This window comes from Simiduia sp. 21SJ11W-1 (genome assembly GCF_024138675.1).
Lineage (GTDB): Bacteria > Pseudomonadota > Gammaproteobacteria > Pseudomonadales > Cellvibrionaceae > Simiduia.
In genome coordinates, this window is the sequence record NZ_CP090959.1 from 3,932,527 (window position 1) to 3,947,521 (window position 14,995).

Below are 14,995 nucleotides of genomic sequence, written 5' to 3' on the forward strand. Positions count from 1 at the left end.
AGTTTGTGACACGATGTAAATACCCTTCGGGGCCGGCCTGCGAGCAAAGCTCTTGGCGTATGACGGCACGCAAAGCTGCGCTTCGCAAACGTTTGTCATACCCATGTAGTCTCGACACCCGCCCTTCGGGGCCTGCCTGCAAGCACAGCGTGTAGGCGTTTAAGTGCCCGCAAAGCTTTGCTTTGCCGGCGGGCACTTAAACCCATGCGGGTGACGGTCACAAACTCCGCCCCAGATTCCATGCCTGTAGCTTTGTGGGACAGCATTGGCATTAAACCGCCAGATCCCCCGGTTTTTGCCCACGGTCAGCGGTGCTATTTTTCATCCAAGGGCGGAAATTGCAGCACTTGGGTGTCGGCCTTTTTCACGTCTTCCGGTTGATTTACCCGCGTGCCCAGCTCGCGTACTTGGGGCTTAAAACGCATTTCATCTTTAAAGCCACAAGCCACACACTCGCGGTAATCCACATCGTCTATGCGATACATCATAATGCGATCCATTTCGCTGCAGCTTGGGCAAACTGCACCGGCGATAAACCGCTTTTTAGTGTTTGCCATGATTAACCTCGAATACCCGAGTGGCGCAGCAGCGGCTCAACTGAGGGCGCTCTGCCGCGAAATTCGGTGAACAAGCTAAGCGCATCGCGCGCGCCACCCTGGGACAAAATCGCCTCAAAAAATTGCTGCCCGGTTTCGGCGTTAAATACGCCGTCTTCTTCAAAGCGCGAATAGGCATCGGCCGAGAGCACTTCGGCCCATTTGTAGCTGTAGTAGCCCGCCGCATAACCGCCGGCAAAAATGTGGCTAAAACTGTTTTGAAAGCGATTGAAGGCAGGCGCTGGTGCCACCGCCACCCGCTGGCGTACGCCATCCAAAATAGCCTGCACCTGGTCTGTGCGTTCAATGCTCGTTTGCATATGCAACTCAAAATCAAACAGCGCAAATTCCAACTGGCGCACCATAAAAAGCCCTGTGTGAAAGTGGCGGGCAGCCAGCATTTTTTCCAACAATTCGGCAGGCAATGGCGCACCGGTTTGGTAGTGGCCGGAAATCATGGGAATCACCTCTGGCTCCCAGCACCAGTTTTCCAAAAACTGGCTGGGCAATTCCACGGCGTCCCAGGGTACGCCGTTAATGCCACTCACTGCCGCAACGTCAACCTGGGTCAACATGTGGTGCAGGCCGTGGCCAAACTCGTGGAACAAGGTGGTTACTTCATCAAATGTAAGCAGCGATGGCGTGTCTTCCAGGGGTTGGGAAAAGTTACAGGTGAGGTAGGCAACGGGTTTTTGCAATTCATTACCCGCCTTACGCCTGACACGGCAATCATCCATCCAGGCGCCGCCGCGTTTATCGGCGCGGGCATACAAATCCAGGTAGAAATAGGCGAGGGTTTCATTGCCTTTTTCAATGGCATACACCTGCACATCGTCATGCCATACGGCCACATCGCGCACGGGTTTGACGCTAATGCCGAACAGACGATGCACCACCGCAAACATCCCATCAATTACTTTTTGTGCAGGGAAATAGGGCCGCAGCTGCTGCTGTGAAATCTCGAAATCCCGCTGTTTTAATTTTTCGGATGCAAAGCTCACATCCCAGGGCTCGAGGGTTTCAAGACCCAACACATCGCGGGCAAAGGTCTGCAGATTGGCAAATTCGCGCTCGGCCACGGGCCTTGATTCACGTGCAAGCTCCTCTAAAAATGCCAGCACATTTGCCGGTGTATCGGCCATTTTTTTGGCAAGCGAAAGTGCGGCATAGTGCTCATAGCCCAACAGCGAGGCCAAGGCCTGGCGCTTTTGTAAAATCTCAACAATCAGTGGGCCATTGTCGCGCCCGGCCGGGCCAAATTCTGACGCACGGGTGCTGTAGGCGCGGTACACCTGCTCGCGCACTGCGCGGTTTTCGGCATAGGTCATGGCGGCGTGATAGGCCGGGAAATCCAGTGTGATTACCCAACCCTCAAGTTTTTTTTGCTTGGCCGCAACTTGAGCCTGGGCGATGGCGTGATCGGGCAGGCCTGCAAGGTCTGCCTGGTCGGTTATGTGCAGGTGCCAGCCCTGGGTTGCATCGAGCACATTGTTGGAAAATGTGTTGGAGAGCTCACTGAGCCGTGCTTTAAGCGCTTTGTATTCATTGCGCGCGCGCTCGGCCAGGCCAATGCCCGCCAGGGTAAAATCGCGCAGCGCGTGGTTTACCGATTGCTTGTGGGCCTGGCTTAGCGCCTCAAAATCCGGGCGCTGGGTGAGCGTTTGGTAGAGCGCAAACAGGCCTTCATGTTGGCCCATCTCGCTGCTGTAGGCCGTGAGCTTTTGCAGGCAGCGCTCATACACAGCGCGCAGGGCTTCGGAGTTTTGCACGCTGTTTAGGTGGCTAACCGGCGACCAGGCGCGCGATAACCTGTCATCTATGGCCTCAAGGCGACGCAGTAATTGTTCGCTGGTGAATGCCCCGGCGTTTGCCACAAGCTCGTCTATGGCGGCGCGGTTATCTGCCAAAATACTGTCTACCGCAGCCTCGGCATCGGCCGGCGAAAAGTCACCAAACGGCGGGAAATAAGGGTCGGCTAACAGGGCGTTCTGGGTCGCTTGCGGCATGAAATTTCCGAATGTGGGTTATCAGGGATTAAAATGGCATTTTACCTGAAAAAGGCTTTGATCGATGAACCCCGTACGCACCTTTAACGGCATTCACCCCACCTTGGGCGATCGCGTGTTTGTAGACCCAACCGCCGTAGTTTCAGGCGACGTTGTATTGGGTGAAGACAGCTCCGTGTGGCCCATGGCAGTAATCCGTGGCGATATGCACCGTATTCGCATCGGCGCGCGCACCAGTGTGCAAGACGCGGCAGTACTGCACATCACCCACGCCAGCGATTTCAATGAAGGCGGCTGGCCATTAACCATTGGCGACGATGTCACCATTGGTCACGGCGCAATTTTGCACGGCTGCACCCTGGGTAACCGCATTCTGGTGGGCATTGGCGCCACCATATTGGATGGCGCAGTCATCGAAGATGAAGTGGTGATTGGGGCAGGCACCTTGGTGCCACCGGGCAAACGGTTGGAGTCAGGCTTTATGTACATGGGCGCACCGGCCCGACAGGCCCGGCCGCTCACGGAAAAAGAGCGCAAGTTCTTTACCTACACCGCCGCTAACTACGCCAAACTTAAAGATCAACATCGCCTGGAATTGGCAGGCCACTAGTGCCGGCTCCCACGGCCGCACGGCTTGCTAGGCGAGGCTTGCGCGCACCTTGGCCAGTACTGGTTCAATGGCGGGCATTACGCCGCGCCATAACCTGAAAGATTCCGCCGCCTGGGCCACCAGCATGCCCAGGCCATCCACGGCTTGGGCTGCCCCTTCGCGCCTGGCCCAGGCTTGAAATACGGTGGGGCCTGCGCTGTAGGTCATGTCGTAACAACGGCAAGCTGTGCTTAGTTGATTGGCGGGCAACGGCGGCAGGCCACCACTTAGGCCCGCAGAGGTGCCATTGATAATCACATCCACACCCGCAAGGGAGAGATCATCAAAGCTTACAGCCTCAATGTTGCCCAAGCCGCCAAACAACGCCACCAGATTCTCAGCGCGCGCCAAGGTGCGGTTGGCCACCACCACCTTGGCAGGATTGGCCGCCAGCAACGGCTGCATCACACCGCGCACGGCACCGCCTGCACCCAGCACCAACACATTGGCACCGGCCAAGGGCCAGTTAAGCCGCTCGCTTAAGTCGTAAACCAGGCCGAAACCGTCGGTATTGTCGCCGAAAATCTCGCCATCTTCCGTTAATTTCAAGGTGTTTACGGCACCGGCAAACTGCGCGCGTGCACTCAGCGCCTGCGCCAGCTCAAAGGCCTCTAGCTTAAAAGGTGCGGTGATATTCATACCCTTACCGCCAGCTGCAAAAAAGACTTGGGCCGCGGCTTTAAACTCATCAATAGCCGGGCAGGCGCTGCCGTATTCGAGCTGCTGCCCGGTTTGGGCGGCAAACAGGGTATGAATAAAGGGCGACTTGGATTGCGCAATGGGATTACCCACAACCTGATAACGATCCACTGCGTTTGGGGTATTTATCATTGGGCCAACCAATCCCTGTGGGGCAAAAAGCGCTCGGTAAGCTCAGCCTCGGCACTGCCGGGCTCGGGCGAGTAGTCGTACACCCAGCGCACTAAAGGTGGCAGCGACATTAAAATAGACTCGGTACGGCCACCGGTTTGCAAGCCAAACAAGGTGCCACGGTCGAACACCAGGTTGAACTCTACATAGCGGCCGCGGCGGTAGAGCTGGAACTCGCGCTGGCGCTCGCCGAATACGCGGGAATCGCGGCGCTCCACAATGGGCCCGTAGGCTTCCATAAAGCTGTTGCCCACCGATTGCATAAAGGCGAAGCTTTGCTCGAAACCCAGTTCATTGAAATCATCAAAGAACAAGCCGCCTACACCGCGCGCTTCATTGCGGTGCTTTAGGTAAAAGTAGTCATCACACCACTTTTTAAAACGTGGGTAGAGGTCTTCACCGAAGGGCAGGCAAGCCGCCTGGGCCGTTTGGTGCCAGTGAATGCAATCTTCCTCGTTGCCATAGTAGGGCGTGAGGTCGTAGCCGCCGCCAAACCACCAAACCGGCTCTGCACCTGGGGCTTCGGCAATGAAAAACCGCACGTTGGCGTGGCTTGTGGGCACATAGGGGTTTCGGGGGTGAATAACCAGCGATACGCCCATGGCCTCAAAGGAGCGGCCGGCCAGCTCCGGGCGCGCGGCGGTTGCCGAGGGTGGCAAGCCATCGCCGAACACGTGCGAGAAATTTACACCGGCCTTCTCAAACACCCGGCCCTCTTCAAGCACCCGCGAACGACCACCGCCGCCTTCGGCGCGCTCCCATTGGTCTTCTTTAAATTCATCGCCATCAAGTGCGCTGAGGCCCTGGCAAATGCGATCCTGGAGATCTAACAGGTAAGCTTTTACTGCCGCTTTATCTATGGCTGACATGGATTGCTCCGACTGATTTCAAAAAGGTTGGGCCTGCTTAAGCGCGAATTTCAGCGCCGGTTTCCAGATCCCGAATTACCGATGGCCGACCACGGGCGCCTACCTCGCCAGGGGAGACGGCATCTAACCTGCCTTCAAAGTAAGCATTTACTTCGCGGGCAGTCATGGCAGCATCAAGCCCCTGTGGGTTGGCAGAGGTAGATACCAGCGCCGAGCCGCTGAGTTCACACAGGGCGCGCACCACCGGGTGATCACTCACGCGCACGGCAAGCTTGGCGTGCTGGCCGGTAACCATGGGTGATACACGGCCGTTATGGGGGATCAACCAGGTATTGGGGCCAGGCCAGCTGGCATCAAGCAGTGCTTGTTGGGCATCTGTGACGGGCTTAAGCCAATGGGCAACTTGTGAAAAGTCGGCCGCCACAAGAATCAGGCCCTTTTCAACCGGGCGCTGCTTGAGCGCGAGAATGCGGCCCACCGCTGGCTCGTTGTCTGGCAGGCAGCCCAGGCCCCATACGCCTTCGGTTGGGTAGGCCACCACGCCGCCGGCCTTTAAGGCAGCAGCGGTGTCTTTGAGAGCACAATCTTCAAGCCAAGGGTTAGCCATAGATAAACCTGCCAGTGAAATTTAACGCCGCGCATTGTCACACTTGCGCAGGCACCATTCAATTGGCGCAGGCTGCTACCTAGTAGGTGCGCTCGTAGCCACACTCTGAAGACACAATCACACCGGCTAGTTCTGCGGCATTAAGCAGCTGGGTTAACTGGGGCACGCCCAGGCCTGTGGCCGCCAGCAGTTGCTCGAAATCCAGCCGTTCTGTGCCAAGGGCAGCAAGAAGCGCGCTGAATTCCTTTGGCGCTGTCGGTTTGTTTGTACTCACTTCAGTACGCATTGCCGGCTTTTGGTCAAACAGGCTTAAGGCCTCAAGCCCTGCCCCCAATTGCGCCACCAGTTGCGCGGGTTCGGTAACCAATTGGGCACCTTCGCGAATCAGCCAGTTGCACCCTTCGCTCACGTCGCTGTAAAGGGAGCCGGGGATGGCAAAGACTTCACGATTTTGCTCAAGCGCCAGCCGCGCAGTAATGAGCGAGCCACTTTTTAGCGCCGCCTCCACCACCAGGGTGCCCAGGCTCAGGCCGCTGATAATGCGGTTGCGGCGCGGAAAGTGGCCGGGCGCTGGCTGCACATCCAGCCCGAACTCAGACACCAGCGCCCCGCCCTCGCCCACTATCCGCTCGGCCAGGCGGCGATGGCGCGCCGGGTAGATGTTATCCAGCCCCGAGCCCAGCACGGCAAGGGTTGTGCCGCCCACCTCAAGGGCGCTTTCATGGGCAATGCCGTCTATGCCCAACGCCAGGCCACTGCTAATGGTAAAGCCGCCCGCTGCCAGCTCACGGGCGAATGTGCGCGCCGTTTGCTTACCTGCTGCAGTTGGTTTGCGAGTACCCACTACGGCAATCTGCGGCAGCGCTAGCACCTGGGCGTTGCCCGCCACATGCAGCAGCAACGGGCCCTTGGCTTCACGCAATAAATTGGGGTAGTTGTTATCAAGCTGGGTGATCACATGGTGGCTGGGCGCCTGCAGCCACGCCTGTAAGCGCGCCAGCCGCACGCCCAACCAGTTGCCCGGGCGCTCGTGCAGCCAATCCAGCAGCAGGGTGGCGCCATTGGCGTCCATTAGTTGGCTGAGCAGCCTGTGATCTAAATGGAGGATTTCGAGAGGATCAGCGAAGTTTTCGGTGATTTCGCGCCACTTTCTGGGCCCAAGGCCCGGTATGTGGTGCAGGGCGATTAACAGCTCGCGGGGCGTGTGTGCCATGGGTGTTCATCCTTGAACGGGCGCAATAAAAAAGCCGGCATAAGCCGGCTTTTATGATTAGGGATTAACTACCTTGTCGTTAATGGCCAAGGGCTTCTCGGCGTCTAGCACTATGCCGAAGCTCATTTTCTCAAAGGTGCGGAATACCATTAACAGGCCAGCTCGCTCATCAGGCAGCTTCACAGGCTTGTTGGTTACCCGGTCGCGCACCACTTTGCCCGACTTCATAATGGCCAGAATATCGCCGGCCTGCAGAGAGTCGCGCATGCCGCGGTTGATAGCCACCACATTCATGCGGCCCACCTGGGTAACGCCGCCTTCAACGGTCATGATCACACCGTTGATTTCCTGCTCTGGCGCCTTGGGGTAGAAGGTGCTGGCTACCGAGCGATCTGCGCTTGGCAGCAGGCGATCTTCAATCAGAATTTCTTGGGTGGTGCGGGTTACGTCCATAGTGGCGATATCGCCATCAATAGCCGCCACCCGTACCGCGCCGATATCCAGCGCCTGATAACCCAAAAACTCACCGGTTTCCGGATCTTTAAAGCTCTTGCCCTTGCGGTAGATGCCGTACACAGGCACGTTCGGGTCTATCTCGCCACGGGCATACAGGTGATCGCCGGCACCGGTGATCAGGCGGCCATCTTCGCCAGCCAGAACATAGGGGGCATCGTTGTATTCGTTGGGCATCACAATGCGCGAGCCGGTCAGGAAGCTGTTGATGGCATCCAGCGGGATCGCGGGAATTGCCGCAGCAACTGGCTGGTAGCGAATCTTGGGCGAGAGTTTTTCGGTGCCGGGCGACAAGCGCGTAGTGGGCTGGCCGCGCTCGATGTTCAGCCGGGGCTTGCCGTCCATGTAGACGAGGCTGATGATATCGCCCGGGTAGATAAGGTGCGGGTTATCAATCTGGGGGTTAACCTGCCAGATTTCCGGCCACATCCACGGGTTTTCGAGGAACTTGCCGGAGATATCCCACAGGGTGTCGCCTTCGATTACGCGATAGCTGTCGGGCCTGTCACTGCGGATTTGTACATCTTCGCCAAACGCCGAGGCACACAGTACCAATGACGCTGCCAAACCCAAAAATAGCTTTTTCATAGAAACCAATCCTGTTTCTCGCGGCCTTTCGGGAAGAACTCGGCCCCGTAGAGAATTTAGACGTTATAATAGCGCAACCAAACCGGTCGCCCTGCGACTGTCATTCCGCCACTGTCTGGGAGACAATGTGCCACCGTTGAAACAAGACTACAACGGCTTTGCATTTTGCCTCTGCCAACTACGCGCAGGGTGGTTTAATTTCGGCTTAAATGCTGTCTGATCATAATGTTAGCAGCGACTGTTGCCTTTTTACTAGAAGTTTGTCACACCGTTTATGGCTAAACTCGATATATTGGAATTTCCCGATCCCCGCTTGCGCACTGTGGCCGAGCCCGTCACCGAGGTGACAGACGCCACCCGCCAGCTTGTGGATGACATGTTTGAAACCATGTATGCCTGCCCCGGCATCGGCCTGGCAGCAACCCAAGTGAACGTTCACCAACGGGTTGTGGTCATCGATATCAGCGAAGACCAGACCCAACCGCTGGTGTTCATCAACCCTGAAGTCGAAGTGCTTGACGCCGAGCTTGAGCAATACGACGAGGGCTGCCTGTCGGTGCCGGGGTTTTATGAAACCGTTGAGCGCCCCGCCCACATAGTGGTGCGCGCGCTGGATCGCGACGGCAAGCCCTTTGAGCTCAAGCCCGAAGGCCTGCTGGCCATCTGCATTCAGCACGAGCTTGATCACCTTAACGGCAAGCTGTTTGTGGATCACATCTCCAACCTCAAGCGCGACCGCATTCGCAAAAAGTTGGAAAAACAGCACAGGCTGCAGGCCTAAGGCCTGCACCTTCCACCGCCAGACAGAGAGCTCTGCATGAGTGCCCTGCGCATTATTTTCGCCGGTACCCCGGATTTCGCGGCCGAACACCTGGCCGCACTGCTTGATTCGCCACACCAGGTGGTGGCTGTGTTTACGCAACCAGACCGCCCGGCCGGGCGCGGCAAAAAGCTGCAGGCAAGCCCCGTTAAAGAGAAGGCCTTGGCCCACGGCCTGCCGGTGCACCAGCCTGAGCGGCTGAAAGCCCCCGAAGATCAGGCCCTCATCGCCCAATACCAGGCCGATTTGATGGTGGTGGTGGCCTATGGGCTGCTACTGCCACAGGCGGTGCTGGATATGCCAAGGCTTGGCTGTATTAATGTGCATGCCTCGCTGTTGCCGCGCTGGCGCGGCGCGGCGCCCATTCAGCGCTGTATTGAGGCAGGTGATGCCGAAACGGGCATCACCATCATGCAAATGGATGCGGGCCTGGACACCGGCGACATGCTTACCATTACCCCCTGCCCTGTGGCGGCCGATGAAACCGCCAGCAGCCTGCACGACAAGCTCATCACCCTCGGCAAACCCGCCTTGGTAGAAGCGGTGGATTTACTGGCCCGCAACCAGGCCACGGCCACCCCCCAGGATCACAACGCCGCCACCTACGCCCACAAATTAACGAAAGAAGAAGCCCGCATTAACTGGCAGCTGCCGGCACAGGTAATAGAGCAACAGGTGCGCGCCTTTAATCCCTTCCCGGTAAGCTTTACCACCCTGGGTGACGACCGCCTGCGCGTCTGGGCGGCCAGTGCAGTGGCGCAAGCAACAGATATAGCGCCGGGCACCATCGCAGCTCTAGTAGGCCAAGGGCCACAAACGGCCGTGCGGGTGGCCTGTGGGAGCGGCCAGCTGGATTTGCACAGCTTGCAATTGCCGGGTAAGAAAGCCATGGCGGTGGCCGACTTGTTGGCGGGCTATCGCGATCACTTCCAACCGGGCACCCAGCTTGGGCAAGCAGCCAGTGTCGAAAAATAGCCGGGCGCTGGCCGCCCAAGCGCTGGCCGAGGTGCTGAACAATGGCCAATCGCTCGCCACGGTACTGCCCCGCACCCTCGCGCGCACGCCCGAGCGCGACCGCGGCCTAGTATCCGAGCTCTGCTATGGCGGTTGCCGTTGGTTTCACCGCTATAACCCGGTGATCCAGCAACTGCTGAGCAAGGCCTTCAAACCCAAAGACACAGACCTCTTGGCCCTGCTGCTGCTGGGGATTTACCAGCTAGAGCACATGCGCGTGCCCGATCACGCGGCGCTTTCCAATACCGTTGAGGCTTGCAGGGCCTTGAAAAAGGATTGGGCCACTAAGCTAATTAACGGTGTTTTACGTAATTTTCAGCGCAATAAAAAGCAATTGCTGGCAGATGCCTACAAAATTCCGGGCGCAGAACAAAGCCACCCGCGCTGGATTCACAAAGCGCTCAGCCAGCACTGGGGCGATGCCTGGGCATCTATCGAAGCCGCCAACAACGCCCACCCGCCCTTGGCGTTGCGCGTGGGCGCAGGCCTCAATCGCGCCGACTACCAGCAAACCCTCGCTGAGGCGGGCATAAAGGCAGCCCCCGGCGCCCTGGCCCGGGCAAGCCTGGTGCTTGAATCGGCCCTGGATGTCACCCAATTGCCGGGCTTTGACAGCGCACAGATCAGCGTTCAAGACGAAGCCGCGCAGCTGGCCGGTGAATTACTGCCCGTGCCCGCAGGCGGGCGCGTGCTCGATAGTTGCTGCGCGCCGGGCGGCAAGACCCTGCACCTGTTGCAGAATCACCCGGATATTTCGCTGGTGGCAGTGGATGCCGATGCCGGCCGCCTTACCCGGGTGCAAGAGAATCTCGACCGCGGCGGGCTGCATGCCCAACTGATCACCGGCGATGCCAGCCAGCCCAGCCAATGGTGGGATGGCAATGCCTTCGATGCCATCTTGCTGGATGCCCCCTGCTCCGCCACGGGCGTTATCCGCCGCCACCCCGATATCAAGCTGCTGCGTAAACCTGCCGATATTGATAAGCTGGCGGCGCTTCAGGGCCAGATAGTTGCCGCACTTTGGCCACTGCTTGCGCCAGGCGGGCACCTTTTATACGCCACCTGCTCGGTAATGCCCCAGGAAAATACCCAGGTGATGGAGGCCTTTTTGGCCGCTCACCCGAAGGCGCGGGAAGTCCCCCTGCCCAGCAGTTGGGGCATCGCCCAGCCCGCCGGTCGGCAATTGCTGCCCGGGGCGCACAACAGCGATGGTTTCTACTATTGTCTGGTTCAGAAAACCGCTTGACGCGGCACCTTTAAAAAAGGGTGAAGTGTTTGGCGAAAACGGGCACAGCTGTCGGCGAACGGCATAAGGACAAAGCTCGACCATGAAAATTATTATTCTTGGCGCCGGACAAGTAGGCGGCACCCTGGCGGTTAACCTTGCCAGTGAATCCAACGACATCACCGTGGTCGACACCAACCCCGCCCTGCTCGATGACCTGCGCGATCGCATCGACATAGGCGTAGTTACCGGCAGCGCCAGCCACCCGGATGTACTCATCAACGCCGGCATTGAAGATGCCGACATGCTGGTGGCTGTAACCAGTAACGATGAAATCAACATGATCGCCTGCCAGGTGGCCCACAGCCTGTTTCGCACACCCACCAAAATTGCGCGGGTGCGCTCGCAAGCCTACCTTTCGCAAGGCAATTTATTCAGTAACGAAGTCATCCCCATCGATGTATTAATCAGCCCCGAGCGGCTGGTATCTGATTACATCTACCGGTTGATCGAACACCCGGGCGCCCTGCAGGTGCTCGACTTTGCCGAGGGCCGGGTGCAACTGGTCGCCGTGCGCGCCTACTATGGCGGGCCCTTGGTGGGCCAGGAGTTGCGCTACCTGCGCCAGCATATGCCATCGGTAGACACCCGCGTGGCCGCCATCTACCGGCGCGGCAAAGCCATCATGCCAGAGGGCTCAAGCGTTATTGAAGCCGACGATGAAGTGTTTTTCATTGCCGCCAAAGCCGATATTCGCGCGGTAATGAGCGAGCTCAGGCGGCTTGAGAGTTCCTACAAACGCATCATTATTGCCGGCGGCGGCAACATCGGCTCGCGCCTGGCCGAGCAGTTGGAAAAGCGCTACTCGGTAAAAATCATCGAGTTTAATGAAGCGCGCTGTAACAGTTTGTCGGAAGAGCTGGAAGACACCATAGTGCTATTGGGCAGCGCATCTGACCAGGATTTGTTGCTCGAAGAAAACATTGAAGACACAGACGTATTTTTAGCGCTCACCAACGATGACGAAGCCAACATCATGTCGTCTATGTTGGCCAAGCGGCTCGGAGCGCGCAAAGTGATGACACTCATCAATAACGCCGCCTACGTAGACTTGGTGCAAGGCGGCGAAATCGACATCGCCATCAGCCCGCAAACAACCACCATTGGCAGCCTGCTTACCCATGTGCGCCGCGGCGACATGGTAAACGTGCACTCGCTCAGGCGCGGTGCGGCAGAAGCCATTGAAGTGATTGCCCACGGCGACAGCAAAACCTCACGGGTGGTGGGCCGCGCCATTGAAGACATAGACCTGCCAGAGGGCGCAAGCATCGGCGCCATTGTGCGCGAGCACGACACCGGCAGTGAGGTGATCATCGCTCACGACGACGTGGTAGTAAAAACCGGCGATCACGTAATTGTGTTTTTGGTCAATAAAAAATACACCAAAGATGTCGAGCGATTATTCCAGGTGGGCTTTTCCTTTTTCTAGCCCGGAAGTCTTTCAGGGCGCGAACATTTTTCACAGGCACAGCTATGCATTTTTCGGTTATTTTCAGGGTGCTGGGCGTTTTGCTGATGATTTTCAGCCTTACCCTGCTGCCGCCGTTCGCGCTCTCGCTGTGGCTTAACGACGATCACCACCACGCCTTTTTGATCGCCTTTGCCATTACCTTTGTTACAGGCCTTGGCATTTGGTTACCCGTGCATCGCGCGCGCCACGATCTACAAACCCGCGATGGTTTTTTAATTACCGCGCTGTTTTGGTCGGTACTTGGGCTGTTTGGTTCGCTGCCGTTTTACATCAGTGCAGAACTTGATGCGAGCTTTACCGACTCGCTGTTTGAATCAATTTCCGGGCTTACCACCACCGGGGCCACAGTGTTCACCGGGCTCGATTTTTTACCCAAGTCTATTTTGTATTACCGCCAGCAACTTCAGTGGTTGGGCGGCATTGGTATTATTGTCATTGCGGTGGCCATTTTGCCCATGCTCGGTATCGGCGGCATGCAGCTCTACCGCGCCGAAACCCCGGGGCCTGTGAAAGACAGCAAGCTCACCCCGCGCATAACAGAAACCGCAAAGGCGCTGTTTTTTATGTATGTGGCGTTGACGCTTTTGTGCGCCGGTGCCTATTGGTTGGGCGGCATGTCGGGCTTCGATGCCATTTGCCACGCGTTTTCCACCGTCGCCATTGGCGGCTTTTCTACCCATGATGCCAGCATCGGCTTTTTCAACAGCCCCACCATCATGGCCATTTGCACCTTCTTTATGTTTTTCTCGGGTATTAATTTTGCGCTGCACTTTTTTACCTGGCGCGAGCACAGTTTGCGGCATTATTTCAAAGACCCGGAATGCCGTTTTTACAGCGCCTGGATTTTGGTGGGCGCACTTATCACTATCGCCTACCTGTACGGCACTGGCACCTACTCGCTGTTCGACAGCTTAATGCACGGCAGTTTTGAGTTTGTTTCAGTGCTTACCACCACCGGTTTCGGCACTGCCGATTTCAGCGCCTGGCCCACGTTTTTGCCCTTCATGTTGTTTTTGTTTGCCTTCATGGGCGGCTGCGGTGGGTCAACCGCCGGCGGTATGAAAGTGATGCGGGTAATGCTGATTTGCAAACAGGGCTATCGCGAAATCAAGCGGTTGATTCACCCGAGTGCGATTATTCCCATCAAGGTGGGCAAGAAGTCGGTGCCTGATCGTGTAGTAGAAGCTGTGTGGGGATTTTTTGCGGTGTACATCATCAGCTTTATGGTGATGTTTTTATTGCTGCTGGCCACGGGGCTGGATTTCGTAACAAGCTTTTCCGCTGTAGGCGCAAGCATTAACAACCTGGGCCCGGGCATGGGCGATGTAGCGGCCCACTACGGCAATATTAACGACCCGGCAAAATGGATTTTGTGCTTTGCCATGCTCCTGGGCCGGCTGGAAGTATTTACCCTGCTTGTGTTATTTACACCCATGTTCTGGCGCCGCTAATAGCGCAGTTTTTTATTTGCGCTTTTTATAGTCGTAACGGCGCGGCTCGCCAGGCTTAACTCTGCGAAAGCGCTTGTATTCCCACTGGTATTGCGCCGGCGCCTTGGCCACCAATTGCTCAACACTTTTGTTCAAACCCGCAAGCGATGTTTGCGCGTCTTTGCTGTAGATATCTGCGTGGGGTTCATCCAACACCAGCTCAAAGGCGCTACCTTTGCGCAAACAGGCGCCGCTCAACACCTTGCAGCCGGTGCGTTGAATGAGGTTGTGGATGAGCGTCATGGTCATGGCCTGCACGCCAAAAAAAGGCGCAAAATCACCGCCGCTGTCGCGCTCGGGCACTTGATCTGGCAACACGCCCGTAAGGCCCCCCTGCTTTAACCATTTGAACAGGCCCATCACGCCCTTGCGGTTGGTGGGCAGCACCTGGGTGCCATCCACCTGGCGGTAATGCAATATCAGTTGATCAAAGGCCGGCGACTGGCCGGGCTGGTAGAGCACTTTGAGGTTATCAACTTGCTGCAAATAGCGGCCCAGTAACTCCCAGTTGCCGTGATGGGGCGCCAGGATCACTACCCCATTGCCCTCGCTTAGTGCGGCCTGCAAACGCGCCTCGGTTTCGGGGGCAACATTAAGCAAGGGTTTCAACCTGGGCCAGGGCCAGGTCCAAACTTTGGCTGATTCAAACAAAAGGTAGGCAGTGTGATGCAAACTCTCGTGGGTGAGCAGAGCCTGTTCACCCACGCTTAGGTGGGGGTAACAAAGGGCGATATTCTCGGCCGTTACCCGGGCACTGCGTGCACCCACAAACCTCAGCGTGCGCGCAATGGCGCCCGCCATTGCCCAACTCACGGGCCGCGGCAGGCTTGCCGCTACACACAGGGCGCCGTGTATGAGCCGGCTTTTCAGCGGCAATTTGGTATGGGTTTTGGGCATTGACATGAACAGCTGGCCGGAATTTGTGTACAAGGGCGCGAGATTACCCGAAAAACGCCGCCGCGGCCAAAGTCTGCACTTACTTAGGCACTCCCGCCCCGTTATAA

The 14,995-nt window shown here is 57.4% G+C and carries 14 protein-coding genes; 6 read left to right on the plus strand and 8 right to left on the minus strand.

All coding sequences use genetic code 11. From position 1 onward, the window contains the following. Window positions 1-314: 314 nt before the first annotated feature. Both L1F30_RS17385 and L1F30_RS17390 read right to left on the minus strand, forming a co-directional pair. Window positions 315-557 carry a YheV family putative zinc ribbon protein gene (locus L1F30_RS17385; protein ID WP_253358100.1) on the minus strand — a complete coding sequence of 81 codons (243 nt, stop codon included), beginning with the start codon at window positions 555-557 and terminating at the stop codon, window positions 315-317. Window positions 558-559: 2 nt separating this feature from the next. Beyond that, window positions 560-2,602 carry a M3 family metallopeptidase gene (locus L1F30_RS17390; RefSeq protein WP_253358101.1) on the minus strand — a complete coding sequence of 681 codons (2,043 nt, stop codon included), beginning with the start codon at window positions 2,600-2,602 and terminating at the stop codon, window positions 560-562. Between the two features lie 64 nt (window positions 2,603-2,666). Here L1F30_RS17390 and L1F30_RS17395 point away from each other — a divergent pair, with 64 nt between their 5' ends. Then, on the plus strand, window positions 2,667-3,212 hold the full coding sequence (locus tag L1F30_RS17395; RefSeq protein WP_253358102.1) for a gamma carbonic anhydrase family protein: 546 nt from the start codon (window positions 2,667-2,669) through the stop codon (window positions 3,210-3,212). A gap of 27 nt (window positions 3,213-3,239) precedes the next feature. On the opposite strand, the gene aroE is transcribed toward L1F30_RS17395, so the two are convergent. From aroE to L1F30_RS17420, 5 genes are all read right to left on the minus strand, one after another. Next, window positions 3,240-4,082 carry a shikimate dehydrogenase gene (gene aroE / locus L1F30_RS17400; protein ID WP_253358103.1) on the minus strand — a complete coding sequence of 281 codons (843 nt, stop codon included), beginning with the start codon at window positions 4,080-4,082 and terminating at the stop codon, window positions 3,240-3,242. Beyond that, window positions 4,079-4,990, minus strand: a complete 912-nt coding sequence (hemF, locus tag L1F30_RS17405) for an oxygen-dependent coproporphyrinogen oxidase (protein ID WP_253358104.1) — start codon at window positions 4,988-4,990, stop codon at window positions 4,079-4,081. The genes aroE and hemF overlap by 4 nt, the downstream gene beginning before the upstream one ends. Window positions 4,991-5,027: 37 nt before the next feature. Further along, complete coding sequence (locus L1F30_RS17410; RefSeq protein WP_253358105.1) at window positions 5,028-5,597, minus strand: L-threonylcarbamoyladenylate synthase; 570 nt, start codon at window positions 5,595-5,597, stop codon at window positions 5,028-5,030. Window positions 5,598-5,676: 79 nt separating this feature from the next. Continuing rightward, entirely contained in the window at window positions 5,677-6,810 is a 1,134-nt protein-coding gene (gene dprA / locus L1F30_RS17415; protein ID WP_253358111.1) for a DNA-processing protein DprA, read from the minus strand. A 57-nt stretch (window positions 6,811-6,867) separates the two neighbouring features. Then, the gene (locus L1F30_RS17420) at window positions 6,868-7,911 is read right to left on the minus strand and encodes a LysM peptidoglycan-binding domain-containing protein (protein WP_253358113.1); all 1,044 of its coding nucleotides are present in this window, start codon (window positions 7,909-7,911) and stop codon (window positions 6,868-6,870) included. Between the two features lie 274 nt (window positions 7,912-8,185). On the opposite strand from L1F30_RS17420, the gene def reads away from it, so the two are divergent. From def to L1F30_RS17445, 5 genes are all read left to right on the plus strand, one after another. After that, window positions 8,186-8,692 (plus strand): peptide deformylase, encoded by a 507-nt coding sequence (def, locus tag L1F30_RS17425; protein ID WP_253358114.1) that lies wholly within the window; start codon window positions 8,186-8,188, stop codon window positions 8,690-8,692. Window positions 8,693-8,728: 36 nt separating this feature from the next. Then, a complete protein-coding gene (gene fmt / locus L1F30_RS17430) occupies window positions 8,729-9,706 on the plus strand; it encodes a methionyl-tRNA formyltransferase (RefSeq protein WP_253358115.1) in 978 nt (325 codons plus the stop codon). After that, window positions 9,678-10,991, plus strand: a complete 1,314-nt coding sequence (gene rsmB / locus L1F30_RS17435; protein WP_253358116.1) for a 16S rRNA (cytosine(967)-C(5))-methyltransferase RsmB — start codon at window positions 9,678-9,680, stop codon at window positions 10,989-10,991. The genes fmt and rsmB overlap by 29 nt, the downstream gene beginning before the upstream one ends. A gap of 82 nt (window positions 10,992-11,073) precedes the next feature. Then, entirely contained in the window at window positions 11,074-12,459 is a 1,386-nt protein-coding gene (gene trkA / locus L1F30_RS17440) for a Trk system potassium transporter TrkA (RefSeq protein WP_253358118.1), read from the plus strand. Window positions 12,460-12,503: 44 nt separating this feature from the next. After that, window positions 12,504-13,952: a TrkH family potassium uptake protein gene (locus L1F30_RS17445; protein ID WP_253358119.1), complete on the plus strand. Its 1,449-nt coding sequence runs from the start codon at window positions 12,504-12,506 to the stop codon at window positions 13,950-13,952. Window positions 13,953-13,964: 12 nt separating this feature from the next. On the opposite strand, the gene L1F30_RS17450 is transcribed toward L1F30_RS17445, so the two are convergent. Continuing rightward, entirely contained in the window at window positions 13,965-14,894 is a 930-nt protein-coding gene (locus tag L1F30_RS17450) for a lysophospholipid acyltransferase family protein (protein ID WP_253358121.1), read from the minus strand. Window positions 14,895-14,995: the final 101 nt, after the last annotated feature.

Excerpts from the sequence above, each read along its gene's own strand:
- L1F30_RS17390 (WP_253358101.1), bottom strand. The coding sequence starts at position 2,602 with ATGCCGCAAGCGACCCAGAACGCCCTGTTAGCCGACCCTTATTTCCCG.
- L1F30_RS17410 (WP_253358105.1), bottom strand. The coding sequence starts at position 5,597 with ATGGCTAACCCTTGGCTTGAAGATTGTGCTCTCAAAGACACCGCTGCT.
- aroE (WP_253358103.1), bottom strand. The coding sequence starts at position 4,082 with ATGATAAATACCCCAAACGCAGTGGATCGTTATCAGGTTGTGGGTAAT.
- hemF (WP_253358104.1), bottom strand. The coding sequence starts at position 4,990 with ATGTCAGCCATAGATAAAGCGGCAGTAAAAGCTTACCTGTTAGATCTC.
- L1F30_RS17385 (WP_253358100.1), bottom strand. The coding sequence starts at position 557 with ATGGCAAACACTAAAAAGCGGTTTATCGCCGGTGCAGTTTGCCCAAGC.
- trkA (WP_253358118.1), top strand. The coding sequence starts at position 11,074 with ATGAAAATTATTATTCTTGGCGCCGGACAAGTAGGCGGCACCCTGGCG.
- fmt (WP_253358115.1), top strand. The coding sequence starts at position 8,729 with ATGAGTGCCCTGCGCATTATTTTCGCCGGTACCCCGGATTTCGCGGCC.
- L1F30_RS17445 (WP_253358119.1), top strand. The coding sequence starts at position 12,504 with ATGCATTTTTCGGTTATTTTCAGGGTGCTGGGCGTTTTGCTGATGATT.
- L1F30_RS17420 (WP_253358113.1), bottom strand. The coding sequence starts at position 7,911 with ATGAAAAAGCTATTTTTGGGTTTGGCAGCGTCATTGGTACTGTGTGCC.
- dprA (WP_253358111.1), bottom strand. The coding sequence starts at position 6,810 with ATGGCACACACGCCCCGCGAGCTGTTAATCGCCCTGCACCACATACCG.
- L1F30_RS17395 (WP_253358102.1), top strand. The coding sequence starts at position 2,667 with ATGAACCCCGTACGCACCTTTAACGGCATTCACCCCACCTTGGGCGAT.
- L1F30_RS17450 (WP_253358121.1), bottom strand. The coding sequence starts at position 14,894 with ATGTCAATGCCCAAAACCCATACCAAATTGCCGCTGAAAAGCCGGCTC.
- def (WP_253358114.1), top strand. The coding sequence starts at position 8,186 with ATGGCTAAACTCGATATATTGGAATTTCCCGATCCCCGCTTGCGCACT.